Source organism: Streptomyces sp. CB02261 (assembly GCF_001905665.1).
Lineage (GTDB): Bacteria > Actinomycetota > Actinomycetes > Streptomycetales > Streptomycetaceae > Streptomyces.
Genome location: NZ_LIVX01000004.1, coordinates 27,799 through 41,390, shown reverse-complemented (window position 1 = coordinate 41,390; position 13,592 = coordinate 27,799). Strand labels below are relative to the sequence as shown.

The 13,592-nt window shown below is 71.9% G+C and carries 12 protein-coding genes; all 12 read right to left on the bottom strand.

Annotated elements, in window-relative coordinates:
• Window position 1: 1 nt before the first annotated feature.
• A complete protein-coding gene (locus AMK29_RS13570; protein ID WP_073812329.1) occupies window positions 2–616 on the bottom strand; it encodes an FMN reductase in 615 nt (204 codons plus the stop codon).
• Window positions 613–1,698, bottom strand: coding sequence for an LLM class flavin-dependent oxidoreductase (locus AMK29_RS13565; RefSeq protein WP_073812327.1), 1,086 nt, complete (start codon window positions 1,696–1,698; stop codon window positions 613–615). Before AMK29_RS13565 ends, AMK29_RS13570 begins: the two co-directional genes overlap by 4 nt.
• 103 nt (window positions 1,699–1,801) lie before the next feature.
• Window positions 1,802–2,638 (bottom strand): alpha/beta fold hydrolase, encoded by an 837-nt coding sequence (locus tag AMK29_RS13560; RefSeq protein ID WP_073812325.1) that lies wholly within the window; start codon window positions 2,636–2,638, stop codon window positions 1,802–1,804.
• Between the two features lie 133 nt (window positions 2,639–2,771).
• Window positions 2,772–5,540, bottom strand: a complete 2,769-nt coding sequence (locus AMK29_RS13555; protein ID WP_073812323.1) for a helix-turn-helix transcriptional regulator — start codon at window positions 5,538–5,540, stop codon at window positions 2,772–2,774.
• Window positions 5,537–6,424: a carbohydrate ABC transporter permease gene (locus tag AMK29_RS13550; RefSeq protein ID WP_073812320.1), complete on the bottom strand. Its 888-nt coding sequence runs from the start codon at window positions 6,422–6,424 to the stop codon at window positions 5,537–5,539. Before AMK29_RS13550 ends, AMK29_RS13555 begins: the two co-directional genes overlap by 4 nt.
• Window positions 6,421–7,386 (bottom strand): carbohydrate ABC transporter permease, encoded by a 966-nt coding sequence (locus tag AMK29_RS13545; protein WP_073812317.1) that lies wholly within the window; start codon window positions 7,384–7,386, stop codon window positions 6,421–6,423. The genes AMK29_RS13550 and AMK29_RS13545 overlap by 4 nt, the downstream gene beginning before the upstream one ends.
• Window positions 7,386–8,717: an ABC transporter substrate-binding protein gene (locus AMK29_RS13540; protein ID WP_073812314.1), complete on the bottom strand. Its 1,332-nt coding sequence runs from the start codon at window positions 8,715–8,717 to the stop codon at window positions 7,386–7,388. Before AMK29_RS13540 ends, AMK29_RS13545 begins: the two co-directional genes overlap by 1 nt.
• A gap of 103 nt (window positions 8,718–8,820) precedes the next feature.
• Window positions 8,821–9,546 carry an alpha/beta fold hydrolase gene (locus AMK29_RS13535; protein ID WP_073812309.1) on the bottom strand — a complete coding sequence of 242 codons (726 nt, stop codon included), beginning with the start codon at window positions 9,544–9,546 and terminating at the stop codon, window positions 8,821–8,823.
• A gap of 64 nt (window positions 9,547–9,610) precedes the next feature.
• Entirely contained in the window at window positions 9,611–9,925 is a 315-nt protein-coding gene (locus AMK29_RS13530) for a GNAT family N-acetyltransferase (RefSeq protein WP_073812306.1), read from the bottom strand.
• 45 nt (window positions 9,926–9,970) lie between these two features.
• Window positions 9,971–10,708 carry a GPR1/FUN34/YaaH family transporter gene (locus tag AMK29_RS13525; RefSeq protein WP_073812304.1) on the bottom strand — a complete coding sequence of 246 codons (738 nt, stop codon included), beginning with the start codon at window positions 10,706–10,708 and terminating at the stop codon, window positions 9,971–9,973.
• A gap of 16 nt (window positions 10,709–10,724) precedes the next feature.
• The gene (locus AMK29_RS13520; RefSeq protein WP_073812300.1) at window positions 10,725–12,641 is read right to left on the bottom strand and encodes an amidohydrolase; all 1,917 of its coding nucleotides are present in this window, start codon (window positions 12,639–12,641) and stop codon (window positions 10,725–10,727) included.
• Complete coding sequence (locus AMK29_RS13515; protein WP_073812297.1) at window positions 12,638–13,591, bottom strand: alpha/beta hydrolase; 954 nt, start codon at window positions 13,589–13,591, stop codon at window positions 12,638–12,640. The genes AMK29_RS13520 and AMK29_RS13515 overlap by 4 nt, the downstream gene beginning before the upstream one ends.
• Window position 13,592 lies beyond the last annotated feature (1 nt).

The window sequence follows — 13,592 nt, the reverse complement described above, 5'->3', positions numbered from 1 at the left end:
CTCAGTCGAAGCGCAGGTCGGCGAGTTGCCGTTCGAGGACGGTGACCTCGTCCTCGGGCTCCGCACCGACCGGGCGCGCCACCATGAGCGCGGCGAGCTCGGCGCCCGCCCGGCGGACCCGGCCGGGCAGGCCGTCGGTGTACTCGTCTCCCCCCGATCCCCAGTCCTCGGAGGCCGCGTACACGGCGGTGGGGACGACGACGGCGCGGAGATAGGCGAAGAGCGGGCGCACGGCGTGCTCCAGGACCAGGGAGTGGCGGGCGGTGCCACCCGTCGCCGCGATCAGGACCGGCTTCCCGGTGAGGGCGTCCGGGTCGATCACGTCGAAGAAGGACTTGAAGAGACCGCTGTACGAGGCCGCGAACACGGGGGTCACGACGATCAGGCCGTCGGCCGCCGTCACCGCGTCGATGGCGGCGCTCAGTCGCGGCGGCGGAAAGCCGGTCACGAGGTGGTTGGCGATGTCGCCGGCCCGTTCGCGCAGCTCCACGACCTCGGTCGACGGCGCCTGCCCCCGGGCCGAGAGCGCGTCGCGGGCCGATTCGGCCAGCCGGTCCGCGAGCAGGCGGGTGGACGAGGGGGTGCTCAGCCCCGCGGAGACGGTGATCAGCTTCATGCGGCGGACACCTCCCGGACGGCTCGGAGCGACGCGTGCGTGGGCGCCTCCGGCGCGTCGGCCGGACGTCCCTTCGCGAACTCCCTGCGCAGGACGGGCACGACCTCTTCGCCGAGGATGTCCAGCTGTTCGAGGACGGTCTTCAGGGGCAGGCCCGCGTGGTCCATCAGGAACAGCTGGCGCTGGTAGTCGCCGACGGTCTCCCGGAACGACAGGGTCCGCTCGATGACCTGCTGGGGAGAGCCCACCGTCAGCGGGGTCTGCTCGGTGAAGTCCTCCAGCGACGGGCCGTGGCCGTACACGGGAGCGTTGTCGAAGTAGGGACGGAACTCCCGTACGGCGTCCTGCGAGTTCCTGCGCATGAAGACCTGTCCGCCCAGGCCGACGATGGCGTCCTCCGGCCGGCCGTGGCCGTGGTGCGCGAACCGGCGCCGGTAGAGCCGCACCATGCGCCGGGTGTGGTCGGCCGGCCAGAAGATGTTGTTGTGGAAGAAGCCGTCACCGTAGAAGGCGGCCTGCTCCGCGATCTCGGGGGACCTGATGGATCCGTGCCAGACGAAGGGCGGGACGCCGTCCAGGGGCCTGGGTGTCGAGGTGAAGGCCTGGAGCGGGGTACGGAACCGTCCCTCCCAGTCCACGACGTCCTCGCGCCACAGCCGGCGCAGCAGCGCGTAGTTCTCCTTGGCGAGGTCGATGCCCTGGCGGATGTCCTGTCCGAACCACGGGTAGACCGGACCGGTGTTGCCGCGCCCCAGCATGAGGTCGACCCGGCCGTCGGCCAGGTGCTGGAGCATCGCGTAGTCCTCGGCGATCTTCACCGGGTCGTTGGTGGTGATCAGCGTCGTGGACGTGGACAGGATCAGCTTCTCGGTGCGGGCGGCGATGTGGCCGAGCATGGTCGTCGGCGACGACGGGACGAACGGCGGGTTGTGGTGTTCGCCGGTCGCGAAGACGTCGAGGCCGACTTCCTCGGCCTTGAGGGCGATGGCGACCATCGCCTTGATCCGCTCGTGTTCCGACGGAGTACGGCCGGTGGTGGGGTCGGGGGTCACGTCCCCGACGGTGAAGATGCCGAACTGCATGGGGTGTCTGCTCTCCTGGGCTCGTCCGGTTCCCGCGCCGGGAACCGGGGGCCGGGGTGACGCCGGGGACACCGGCGTCACCCCGCGGGTCGACGGGGCGGCGTCACTTCGCCAGGAAGGCGAGGAGGGCGGCGTTGACCTCCTCCGCGTGGGTCCACAGCAGGCCGTGCGGGGCGCCCTCGATCTCGACGTAGTCGGCGGACGGCAGGGCCTTGTGGAAGGGGCGTGCGGTGCCCTCGGCCGGCAGGATGCGGTCGGCCGTGCCGTGCAGGATCAGGGCCGGCACGTCGACGGCGGGTATGTCGGCGCGGAAGTCGGTGTACCAGGTCGACGGCGCGGCGGAGGCGGCGAAGGAGCCGCCGCGGGCCGCGGTGTTCCAGCTGTTGCGGACGGCCTCCTCGCTGATCCGGCTGCCCAGGTTCTCGTCGAGGTTGTAGAAGTCGTGGAAGAAGGCCGTGTAGTAGGCGTACCGGTCGGCCTTGACGTCGGCGACGATCCCGTCGAAGAACTCCTTGGGGGCGACGCCGTCCGGGTTGTCGTCGCTCTTGAGCAGGCAGGGCTCCAGGGAGGCCAGGAAGGCGGCCTTGGCGACGCGGGCGGAGCCGTACGTGGAGAGGTAGCGGGCGACCTCGCCGGTGCCCATGGAGAATCCGACCAGGACGGCGTCCTTCAGGTCGAGGGTCTCCATCACGGAGTTCAGGTCGGCCGCGAAGGTGTCGTAGTCGTAGCCGGTCGTCGGCTGCGAGGACTGCCCGAAACCACGGCGGTCGTACGTGATCACGCGGTGGCCGGCGTCGAGCAGCGCGGCGCTCTGGCGCTCCCAGGAGTGGCCGTCGAGCGGGAACCCGTGGATGAGGACGACCGGCTGCCCGGCACCCTGGTCCTCGAAGTACAGCTCGATGGGGTTGGTGTTCTCCTGGCCCACGGTGATGTACGGCATGGGGATGTCTCCTCGATTCGGTCGGCTGGTCCGCGCGTCGGAGCGGCGCGGTACGCCCGCCACGCTAGGACCGGTCCCGGGCCTCCTGTTGCCGTACCGCGCACCACACCTTGCACGGGGGCGCAGAGGTACCTCAGCCGCCGATCGCTGTTCCGCTGTCGCCCTCCGCGAGGACGATCCGTGCCAGGTGGACCCTGGAGCGCACCGAGAGCTTGCGGAAGATCGACGCCAGATGGGTGTTGACCGTGTGCGGGGAGACGACGAGGGCCTCCGCGGCCGACCGGTTGGTGTGGCCCGCGGCGATCAGCCGGGCCACCTTGCGTTCCGAGGCCGTGAGCGCGTCCCAGCCCTGGCCGGGGCGCGGCCTGAGGCTTCCGGTGCGTCGGCCGGAGCGGCTCGTGGCCCGTTCCAGATCGGCCCGGACCCGGTCTGCCTCGGCGTCGGCCCCCGCCTGTGCGTAGAGCTCGTGCGCCCTGGTCAGGGCGGCGGTCGCACCGGGGTCGCCTGCCGCGAGGAGAGCGCGTCCGAGGTCGGCGGAGGCGGCGGCGAGGGGCAGCGGCCTGGGACCGGTGAGGAGGACGCGGACCGATCGTTCCAGGAGTCCGTGGTCGGCGTTCACCAGGCCGGCCGCGTGGGCGGCCGTCCCCTGTGCGGTCGGTACGGAGGGGTTGCGGGTGGCGTGCTCCGCCGCCTGGGCCGCGAGGTCCTCGGCCAGGTTCCGGTCCCCGCCGCGCAGGGCGAGCCGCACGGCCTGGACGACGTGGGGGCGCAGGAGCCGCCATCGGAGGAAGGGGTGGTCCCGCTGCACGGATCGGACGAGTTCGGCCGCTGCCGCGTGGTCGCCGTCGGCGTCGGCGACGACGGCCTCGAAGTACCGGTGCGTGGCGTGGTTGCCCGTGTTGGGGCGGTCGGCCACGGCCGCCCGCACGACGTCCAGGTGTTCCCGGGCGGCTTCGCGGTCGCCGCGCAGCATCGCGAGGAGGCCGCGGTTGACGCGGATGTTGACCAGGTTGCCGGGCACGCGGAGGTCCGCTTCGAGCCGCTCGGCGGTGATGAGGTCGGCGTCCGCGTCGTCGAGCCGGCCGAGCCCCATGTTCAGGGTTCCCTGGGCCCAGATCAGCATGGCGGGGCGCAGGGGAGCGTCGCCCGCCGCCCGGAGCAGTCGCCGTACGGTGTCGAAGTCGTCCCCGTGGATCCGGGCGACGGCCTCCTCGGGCAGGAAGGCCGTGTCGAACACGCTCAGCGCCGTGTGGTGTTCGACGGCGGCGGCGCAGTCGCCCGCGTTGAGGGCGATCTCGCCGAGGCCCCACAGCGCGAGGACGCGGGCCTCCCGGTCACCGGACCGCTCCGCCTCGGCGAGCGCCCGTTCGCCGGTTTCCCGCGCGGCCGCGAGGTCGCGTCCGCGGGACCGGGCGAGGGCCTGCCGGGCGGTGAGCCGGGCGCGGATCACCGGGTCGGTGACGGCTGCCAGTGCCGCCGTCGAGCGGCGGGTCAGCTCGTGGACGTCGTCGAGGTGCCACAGCGTGTCGCCGAGTACGGACTGCAGACGGGCGAAGACGTCCAGGGGCGGCTGCCGGGCGAGCAGCGTGTCGCCGGTGTCCCGTGCCCGGGTGTACCGGCCCGCGCGGGTGAGCGCGACGATGGCTCGTTCTCCCACGTCGAACAGCATGGGAGCGTGGGGCGGTACGAGTTCCAGGGCGCGTACGGCCAGGTCGGCGGCGAGGTCGGGCATCACGGCGATCACGTCCGTGGCGGCCGTGCCGAGCAACGCGATCGCCTCCTGGTCGCCGGGTTCGGCGCTCTTCAGCAGATGCGGGACCGCGTCGGTGGAGCTCCGGCCCGCTGCGACGAGCCGGCTCGCGGCCTCGCGGTGGAGCGCCCGGCGTACGGAGGGGGCGAGATCGGCGTACACCGCCTGGCGGAGCAGGTCGTGGCGGAACAGGAGGCGTTCGCCGTCGTCGTGGAGGAGGGCGGCCGCGATCGCCTCGTCGACTTCGGCGCTGAGGGCGGAGGCGGGCCGGCCGCACAGGGCGGCGGCGTCCGCGAGCGAGAACGCGCGGCCGAGGACCGAGCCGATGCGCAGGAAGTGGAGGGTGTCCGGCCGGAGGCCGGCCAGCCGGTCGCGTACGCCGAGGACCAGCCGCTCCGGCGGTTCCGGCCGGTCCGCGCCCGAGGCCGCGACACCCGTGAGCATCTCGGACGCGAGGAAGGGGTTGCCGCCCGCCCCGTCGAGGAGCTCCGCGATCTGCTCCGGGACGTCCCCGCCGAGGACGTCCCGTGCCAGCTCGACCAGGGCCGTGTCGGACAGCGGCTGGAGGGGGAGGGTCGTCGTCCGCGGCCCCGGGCCGGACAGTTCCGGGTCGTTCCTGCCCGTGAGCAGCCAGAGGACCGGGGAGCTGAGCAGCCGTCCCGGCATGACACTCAGGGCGAACCGGCTCAGCGGGTCGGCCCACTGGACGTCGTCGACCGCGATCAGTACGGGCGTGCCGGCCGAGCGTTCCTCGATCAGCTGGGCGAGCCGTTCGACGAGCCAGATGCGCTGGTCGTGGTGGCCCGCGAGATCCGCGAAGTCCGCGCTGGACAGCAGCGGCGGGTCACCGTGCAGGAGCCCCGAGGCCAGTGAGGCGAGGGGTGCCAGCTCGTGGAGTTCCTCGGCGCGTCCATGGCTGACGACGAATCCGTGGGCCCGCGCGATCCGGACGGTCTCCTGCAGCAGTACGGTCTTGCCGATCCCGGGCTCGCCCAGAATGAGCGCGGTCGCTCCTCCCTCGCCGTCGCGCACCGCCTCGACCAGGGCACGCAGCCGCTCCAGCTCGGCTTCACGGCCCCGCAGCCCGGGTCGGCTGAGTCTCCCGCTCCCGCCGGCCGCCACGGCTTCTCCTTCCATCCGGTCGGGGCTCATCCCTTGACCGATCCGGCGAGCATGCCCCGCGCGAAGTGCCGCCGGAGCGAGAAGAAGACGAGCAGCGGGACGAACGCCGTCACGAAGGCTCCCGCGGTGAGCCGCTGCCACTCGTTGCCGTACGTCCCGGCCAGGCTCGCCAGTCTGACCGTCATCGGGGCGGTCTCGGCCGTTCCGCCGGACAGCGTCAGCGCCACGAGGAGGTCGTTCCACACCCAGATGAACTGGATGACGGCGAAGGAGACCAGGGCCGGGCGGGCCAGGGGCAGCATGATCCGGAGCAGCAGCGTCCGGTGCGACGCGCCGTCGACGCGGGCGGCCTCGATCAGGTCCCGGGGCAGCCCGGCCAGGACGTTGTGCAGGAGGAACACCGCGAACGGCAGCGCGAAGACCGTGTGGGCGAACCAGACCTGGCCGAACCGCGCGGGACCGGCGACGTTCCACGCGGGCAGGAACAGCCAGCCCTCGGAGAACAGCCTCAGGAGGGGGACGAGCGCCATCTGGAGCGGCACGACCTGGAGCGCGAAGATGCCGACGACGAGCGCGTCGCGCCCCCTGAAGTCGATCCACGCCAAGGCGTACGCCGCGAAGAACGCCAGGACGAGCGGGAACAGCACCGAGGGAAGCGTGATGACGACGGAGTTGACGAAGTACTCCCCGAGCCGCCCCGACCCGTTCCCGCCACCGGACAGCACCTCGCCGTAGTTGTCGAGCGTGAGATGCGGCGAACCGAACACGGTCCACCAGCCCGTCGTCTTGATCTCCTCCTCGGGGCGGAAGGAGGAGAGCAGCAGACCGAGGGTCGGTGTCGTCCAGAGGACCGCGATCACCACGGCGATCGACGTGAAGGCGCGGGAGGCCAGACGCTCCCGGACGCCGTTCACCCCGCCCTCCGCCGCGCCCGCACCTGGTGGGCGACGAAGGGGGTGACGAGGACGAAGAGGAGCACGGCGAGCGCCGCACCGCGGCCCGTCTCGCCGTAGCGGAAGGCCTGGTCGTACATCTCGTGGGCGATGACACCCGTGTCGAACTGCCCGCCGGTCATGGTCTTGACGATGTCGAAGGCCTTGGAGGTGCCGACCGCCTGGGCGAGGACCACGACGAGCAGCATGGGTCTGATCGACGGCATCGTGATCCGCCAGAAGATCTGCCGGGGGGACGCGCCGTCGAGTCGGGCCGCCTCGGTCAGCTCTCCGGGAACGGCCCTGATCGCGCCGGCCAGCAGGACGGCCGCGAAGCCCGCCTGGGTCCACACCATCACCACGATGAGGAACAGGACGTTCCAGGGAGTGTCCACGAGCCATTGCCTCGGTTCGCCCCCGAACGCGACGACGAGCTGGTTCAGCAGCCCGATCTGCCGTGCCTCCGCGGGACGGTAGGCGTAGACGAACTTCCAGACGACACCCGCGCCGACGAAGGAGACCGCCATCGGCATCAGGACGAGGGACAGCGCGAACGCTCTGAACCGCGACCGTACGACGGCCGCCGCGTAGAACAGACCGGCCGAAGCCGCGAGCAGGGGCACGAGCACCACCCACACCAGGGTGTTGCGCAGCGCCACCAGCGCGCGGGCGTCGGTGAACACCCACACGTAGTTGTCGAAGCCGGCCCACGCGTCTCCCCCGGTCTCCGTGAACGACAGCGCCAGGGTGCGCAGACCGGGCAGGAGGAGACCCACCGTGAGCAGCAGCAGCGCGGGGGCCAGCAGGAGAAGTGCCGCGGCCCTTCTCCGCACCGGCCCCCGGTGCAGCGCCGACAGGATCAGGGAGACCACCGCCGCGAAGGCGGCGATGCCCTGGAGCAGGTACAGGAGCTTGGGCTCCTGGGCGACGGCGTCGAACGACATCAGTGGCTCGGCCAGGACCGTTCGACGGAGTCGGCGACCTGCCGGGTGCTCGCGCCGCCGATCCAGTCGACGGATCCCTTCCAGAACGTCCCGGCGCCGACCGAAGCGGGCATCAGGTCCGAACCGTCGAACCTGAACTGTGTCCCGGGCTCCTGGAGCAGCTGGATCGCGAGCCTGTCGATCGGGGTGGCGGCATTCGCCGGATCCACGCCCTTGTTCGCCGAGACGAACGGGCCCTCTTTCATACGCGCGTTCGCGAAGTCCGCGGAGGCCAGATACTCCTGATAGGCCCGTACCTCGGGACGGTCTGCGAAGGCCGCGGTGAACACTCCCCCGCCCAGTACGGGGCGGTCGGCCGGGTCGGACCCCGGCAGGAGGAAGGCGTGGACGTCCTTGTCCGGTCCGATCTCGGTGCCCTCCGGCCACATGTCGGCATAGAACGAGGCCTGGCGGTGCATCGCGCAGTCGCCGGAGAGAACCGGTGTGCCGGCCTCCTGGAAGGAGATCGACGCCATCGAACGGGCCGGGCCGAAACCGCCGTTGGCGTACCGGTCGTTCTTGAGGAGGGACCCCACGGTGTCCATGGCTCTGATCACCCGCGGGTCGTTGAAGGGGATCTCGTGGGCGACCCACTGGTCGTAGACGTCCGTGCCCTGCTGACGCAGCAGGACGTCCTCGATCCAGTCCGTCACCGGCCAGCCGGTCGCCTCGGCGGACTCGATGCCCGCGCACCACGGCGTGACGCCCGACGCCGCGACCTTCTCCGTCACGGCCATCAGCTCGGACCACGTGCGGGGAACGCTCAGCCCCCTGTCGCGGAAGAACGTCGGCGAGTACCAGACGAGCGACTTCACGTTCGCGACCAGCGGCGTGCCGTAGAGGGTGCCGTCCACGGTCGCGTAGCTGTTCCAGTCCGCCGACCAGCCCTGCTTCGCGAGGGCCACGACCCCGGCGCTCGCGGGCTTGAGCCTCCCCGCCCGCGCGAAGCGTTCCAGGAGCCCGGGCTGGGGGAAGAACGCCACGTCCGGCGCGCTGCCGCCGTCGACCCGGAGCTGGATCCGGGCCTCGAACTCCCCGTCCCCCTGGTACTGGACGTCGATGCCCGTGCAGCGCGAGAAGTCCGCCCAGGTCTTTTCGAACAGGTCGGCTTCCCGGTCCCGGTTCTCCGCGTAGACGGTGACCTTGGTGCCGGGGTGCTTGCCGTACCTGGCGTACGGCCCGCAGTCCACGGCGGCGTGCGACCGCGGAGCGCTGTCCCGCGGAAGTCCGCAGGCGGTGGCAAGGGCGGCGAGAGCGATGACGGCGAGCGTGAGCCTCGCGCCGAACCTCATGGGTGTATCTCCTCCGATCGCCCGCCGAAGGGTTCTCGGGGGCGATCAGAAGCTACCAGCGCTCGAACATTATCGACTAATCGTTCGATCCTGAACGATCGGGTCAGCGGGCGGTGGACCGGACCGCCTCCTGGATCAGCTCCGCCACGGCCTTGGGCCGGGAGAGCATGACCAGGTGGGAGGAGTCGACCTCGACGGTGGTCATGCCGGCGCGCTCGTACCCGTAGCGCTCCACATCGGGGTTGATCGTGCGGTCGGAGGAGGCGACCAGGCCCCACGAGGGCTTGGTCCTCCAGGCCGCGACAGGCGCCGCCTCCGAGAAGGCACGTGCGGCCAGGGGGCGCTGGGAGACGGCGAGCACCGCGGCGAGGTCGGGGTCGACGTCCGCCGCGAAGAGGGCGGGGAACTTCTCGATCTCCACCGAGACGTCGGTGCCGGTCTCGGTGGAGCCCGCCACCGGGAACGGGGTGTAGACGAGCGCGTCGGCGAGGCCGGAGTCGGGGAAGCGGCCCTGCAGCTCACCCAGGCTCTCGCCCTCCTCCAGCGCGTATCCCGCGAGGTACACCAGTGCGCGGACGTTGTCCTCCGTGCCGGCGAGGGTGATGACGGCGCCGCCGTAGGAGTGCCCGACCAGGATGACGGGACCTTCGACGGCGCGGATCACCGAGGCGATGTACGCGGCGTCGTCGACGAGGCTGCGGTTGGGCACCGCCGGGGCCACCACCTCCATGCCGGCGGCGGTCAGTTCGGGGATGACGCGGGCGAAGCTGGAGGCGTCGGCGAAGGCGCCGTGGACCAGGACGACGGTGGGGCGGGCGTGTCGGGGCATGGGGGAACTCCTCGGTGCGTGAGGGGGGATGCGGGAGGTGGATGTGCGGTGTTCGTGGGGTGCTTCACAGGCCGAAGCGGGCGCGCCTCGCCTCGGGCACCAGATCGGTGTACTCGGGGTGCTTGCCGATCCAGCCCCGGATGAAGGGGCAGTACGGCAGGACGCGCAGGCCCCGGGCCCGAGCGTCGTCGAGGGCCCCGCGGGCGAGTAGCCCACCCAGGCCCCGGCCGGCGAAACGGCTGTCGATCTCGGTGTGGATGAAGGCGATCTCGCCCTCCGAGAGGTGGTACTCGGCGAAGCCGGCGGTCTCGGTGCCGTCGTCACCGGCGAGTACCTCGTACCGGGACCTCTCGGTCCGGTCCGTCACCTGCGGTTCCATGGGTGCTCCTGTGCGGTCGTGGTGTGACCGGGTGGGTGGGCGCGGTCAGAGGGTGCGGCGTACGCCCGCCTGGCGTTCCAGGTTGCGGAGCTGGACGGACAGGTCGCCTTCCACGGCGAGGTGGGCGGGGCCGCTGCGGCCGATGGGCAGGACCTGCTCGCTGCGCATGTCCTCGAGCATCAGGGCGAACGCCGTGTACATCGCGACGAGCGCCACCAGGAGGCCGAGCGCACCGGACGTGCGCGTCAGCCAGTCGGCGCCGGTGACGCCCGCGAGGCCGGTGGCCGCCCAGCGGGGCAGGGAGACCGCGAGGACGAGCCACAGCGCTCGCTTGGGCCGGGTCACGGCGGTCATCAGGGCGCCGAAGCAGAGGAGCGCCAGGTTGAACACGCCCAGAACCTGAAGGCCGTCGGCCGCGCCGCTGAGCATGATGAGCGAGTAGGGCAGCCAACTGCCGGCGAAGACCCCCATCAGCGTCGCCGCGATCACGTCACGGGCGCCGAAGGCCAGGAAGCTCACCAGGAGTTGCAGGGCGAAGGCCGGCAGCACGGTGAGGGCGACGGCGCCGCGGGCCGTCTCGTCGAAGATCCCGAGCTGCAGGCAGCCCGTCATCACGGAGGCGATGGCTATCGTGAAGAAGCCGAGCGGCATCGGTGAGGCGATGGGGCGCAGGTTGATCCGTGTCATCGACCGGAGGTCCGGTTCGAAACGGCGCCCCGGAGGCGCGTCCGGCGAGGCCGCCGGGGTGTCGCCGCTGTCGGCGGCGGGGGAGGCTGCGGACATCGGGTGGATCTCTCTTTCAGTGCTCGAAGCAGGGATCGACGAAGGACGGCGCCGTGCCGGGGACGAAGCCGCGGGCGACGCGCCAGCGGCGGTGCTCCTCGGATTCGGCGACGGCCTCGGCCACGGCGGATGCCTGGCGGGCCCCGCTCTGGTAGCCGCCGAAGCGGGCCACCGGGCTCCACCCTGGGCTCACCGGCGGGACGGCCTCGTCGAGCCCCTCGTACTCGGCGGTCGCGTAGACGATCCGGCCGCCGACGACGGTGAGGACCGACTCGATGTCGGGAATGACGTCCTCGGGCACGGTGAGGAAGTCGTCGGAGAGGATCGCGAGGTCGCCGTAACACCCCTCTCGCAGAGCTCCCTTGACGTCCTGCTCGCCCGTGAGCCGCGCTCCTCCCCGGGTGTAGAGGCCGAGGGCGGTCTCCCGGTCGATCAGGTTCCCGGCCGGGTAGAGGGCCGTGCCACCGACGGTGCGCCCGGTCACCAGCCAGTGGAGTGCGACCCACGGGTTGTACGAGGAGACGCGGGTGGCGTCGGTTCCGGCGGCGACGGTCAGACCTCGGTCGAGCATGGCCCGGACCGGCGGGGTGTGGGCGGCGGCCTCGGCGCCGTAGCGGTCGAGGAACGCGGTGCCCTGGAAGGACATGCGGTTCTGGACGGACAGGGCGCCGCCGAGGGCCGCGATCCGGTCCAGGCTCTCGGCCGAGACGGTCTCGGCGTGGTCGAAGAGCCAGCGGTTGCCGCCGGGGAAGAGTCCTTCCGCCGCGAGCTTCTCGAACACCGCCAGGTCGCGGCGGATCGTCTCGTCGTAGGTCGCGTGGAGCCGGAAGCCCCAGCCGTTCTCGAGCAGGAGCCGGACGGCGCTCTCGAATTCGGCCTCGTACCCTGCGGCGAGTTCGGGCCGGGGTTCGGAGAAGTTCTCGAAGTCGGCCGCGGCCCAGGTCAGGTTCTCCCCCGCGCCGTTGAGCCGGAGCCACTCGTCGCCGTCGCCGGGCTTGACCGTCTCCGTCCACCGCTTCAGGTCGGCGAGTTCCTGGCCGGCCGTCTGCGGGAACAGGTGGTAGGCGATCCGGAGGGTCAGCTCCCCCGACGATGCCAGGTCCATGACGGTGGCGTAGTTGTCGGGGAAGTTCTGGAAGCCGCCTGCGGCGTCGACCGCCGACGTCAGGCCGAAGCGGTTCAGCTCGCGCAGGAAGTGGCGGGTCGACGTGCGCTTGTCGGCCTCGTCGAGGGCCGGCGCCTTGGCCAGGGTCGAGTACAGGATCAGGGCGCTCGGGGCGGCGAGGAGGACGCCGTTGGGTTCGCCGTCCCGGCCGCGGACGATCTGCCCGCCGCGAGGGTCCGGGGTGTTTCGGGTGAATCCCGCCGCCCGCACGGCGGCCCGGTTCATCAGCGCCGACTGGTACAGGTGCAGGACGAAGACGGGGGTGTCGGGGGCGGCGGCGTTCAGCTCGGCGACGGTCGGCATCCGGCGCTCGGCGAACTGCTCGGCGGTCCAGCCGCCCACCACCCGGATCCACTGCCCCTTCGGAGTGCGGCCGGCCTGCTCGCGCAGCATCGCGAGGGCGTGTCGGAGGCTGCGCACCCCGTCCCAGCGCAGCTCCAGGACGTAGTTCAGGCCGCCCCTGATGACATGCAGGTGCGAGTCGTTGAGGCCGGGGATCACCCGGCGTCCGAGGGCGTCGACGACCTTCGTGCCCGGCCCCACGAGGTGGGCGAGGTCGTGGTCGTCGCCGAGGGCCGCCACCCTGCCGTCGCGGATCGCGACGGCGCGGGCCCCGGGCCGGTCGGGGTCACCGGTGAAGACCTTGGCGTTGCGGACGAGGAGGTCGGCGTGCTCGTGCTCCCCACGCGGGGCGGGGACGAGGCCCGCCACCGGCATGCTCGTCGACGGCCCGTGTGCGGTGGGTCCGTGAGTCGACGGCCTGGTCATGCGAGGGCCTTGCGCAGGGTGTCGACGGCGAGGCCGATGGCGAGTTCCGCGCCCTGCGTCTCGCGCAGTGCGTTCAGCATGACGAAGTCGTGGATGACCCCCTGGACGCGCAGGGCGGTGACGGGGACGCCGGCGGCGCGGAGCTTCGCCGCGTACGCCTCGCCCTCGTCGCGCAGGACGTCCGCCTCGGCGGTGATGACCAGCGCCGGCGGCAGACCCGTCAGCTGCTCGGTGGAGGCGCGCAGCGGCGACGCGGTGACCTGGGCCCGCTCGGACTCCTCCGTCGTGTACTGGTCCCAGAACCACTTCATGGCGTCGCGGCGCAGGAAGTAGCCCTCGCCGAACCGGTGGTACGAGTCGGTGTCGAAGCTCGCGTCGGTCACCGGGTAGAAGAGGACCTGGTGCGCGATGCGGACGTCGCCGCGCTGCTTGGCCATGAGGGTGAGGGCGGCGCTCATGTTGCCGCCGACCGAGTCGCCCGCGACGGCGATCCGGGTGCCGTCGAGATCCTTGTGGTGGCCCTCGCGGGCGATCCACTGGGCGACGGTGTAGTTCTGCTCGACGGCGACGGGATACCGGGCCTCGGGCGACAGGTCGTACTCGGGGAAGACGACGGCCGCGCCGGCGCCCACGGCGAGTTCACGGACGAGCCGGTCGTGGGTGTGGGCGTTGCCGAACACCCAGCCCGCGCCGTGGATGTAGAGGATGACGGGCAGCGGGCCGGTGGCACCGCGGGGGCGGACGATCCGGGCGCGGACGTCGCCGGTAGGGCCGCCGTGGACGGTGGTCCACTCCTCGTCGACCTCGGGCAGGGGAACGCCCTCGCCGCTCTGGACCCCGTCCACGGCCTTACGGCCTTCGGCGACGGGGATCTGGTAGAGGTACGGCGGCTGGGCGGTGGCGTCGGCGAAGGCCTGGGCGGCGGGTTCGAGGATCGGACGGTTCTGCATG

What these genes read in the sequence shown, in the direction of transcription:
- AMK29_RS13570 (WP_073812329.1), bottom strand. Translation starts at nt 616, where the DNA reads ATGAAGCTGATCACCGTCTCCGCGGGGCTGAGCACCCCCTCGTCCACC.
- AMK29_RS13565 (WP_073812327.1), bottom strand. Translation starts at nt 1,698, where the DNA reads ATGCAGTTCGGCATCTTCACCGTCGGGGACGTGACCCCCGACCCCACC.
- AMK29_RS13560 (WP_073812325.1), bottom strand. Translation starts at nt 2,638, where the DNA reads ATGCCGTACATCACCGTGGGCCAGGAGAACACCAACCCCATCGAGCTG.
- AMK29_RS13555 (WP_073812323.1), bottom strand. Translation starts at nt 5,540, where the DNA reads ATGAGCCCCGACCGGATGGAAGGAGAAGCCGTGGCGGCCGGCGGGAGC.
- AMK29_RS13545 (WP_073812317.1), bottom strand. Translation starts at nt 7,386, where the DNA reads ATGTCGTTCGACGCCGTCGCCCAGGAGCCCAAGCTCCTGTACCTGCTC.
- AMK29_RS13540 (WP_073812314.1), bottom strand. Translation starts at nt 8,717, where the DNA reads ATGAGGTTCGGCGCGAGGCTCACGCTCGCCGTCATCGCTCTCGCCGCC.
- AMK29_RS13535 (WP_073812309.1), bottom strand. Translation starts at nt 9,546, where the DNA reads ATGCCCCGACACGCCCGCCCCACCGTCGTCCTGGTCCACGGCGCCTTC.
- AMK29_RS13530 (WP_073812306.1), bottom strand. Translation starts at nt 9,925, where the DNA reads ATGGAACCGCAGGTGACGGACCGGACCGAGAGGTCCCGGTACGAGGTA.
- AMK29_RS13525 (WP_073812304.1), bottom strand. Translation starts at nt 10,708, where the DNA reads ATGTCCGCAGCCTCCCCCGCCGCCGACAGCGGCGACACCCCGGCGGCC.
- AMK29_RS13520 (WP_073812300.1), bottom strand. Translation starts at nt 12,641, where the DNA reads ATGACCAGGCCGTCGACTCACGGACCCACCGCACACGGGCCGTCGACG.
- AMK29_RS13515 (WP_073812297.1), bottom strand. Translation starts at nt 13,591, where the DNA reads ATGCAGAACCGTCCGATCCTCGAACCCGCCGCCCAGGCCTTCGCCGAC.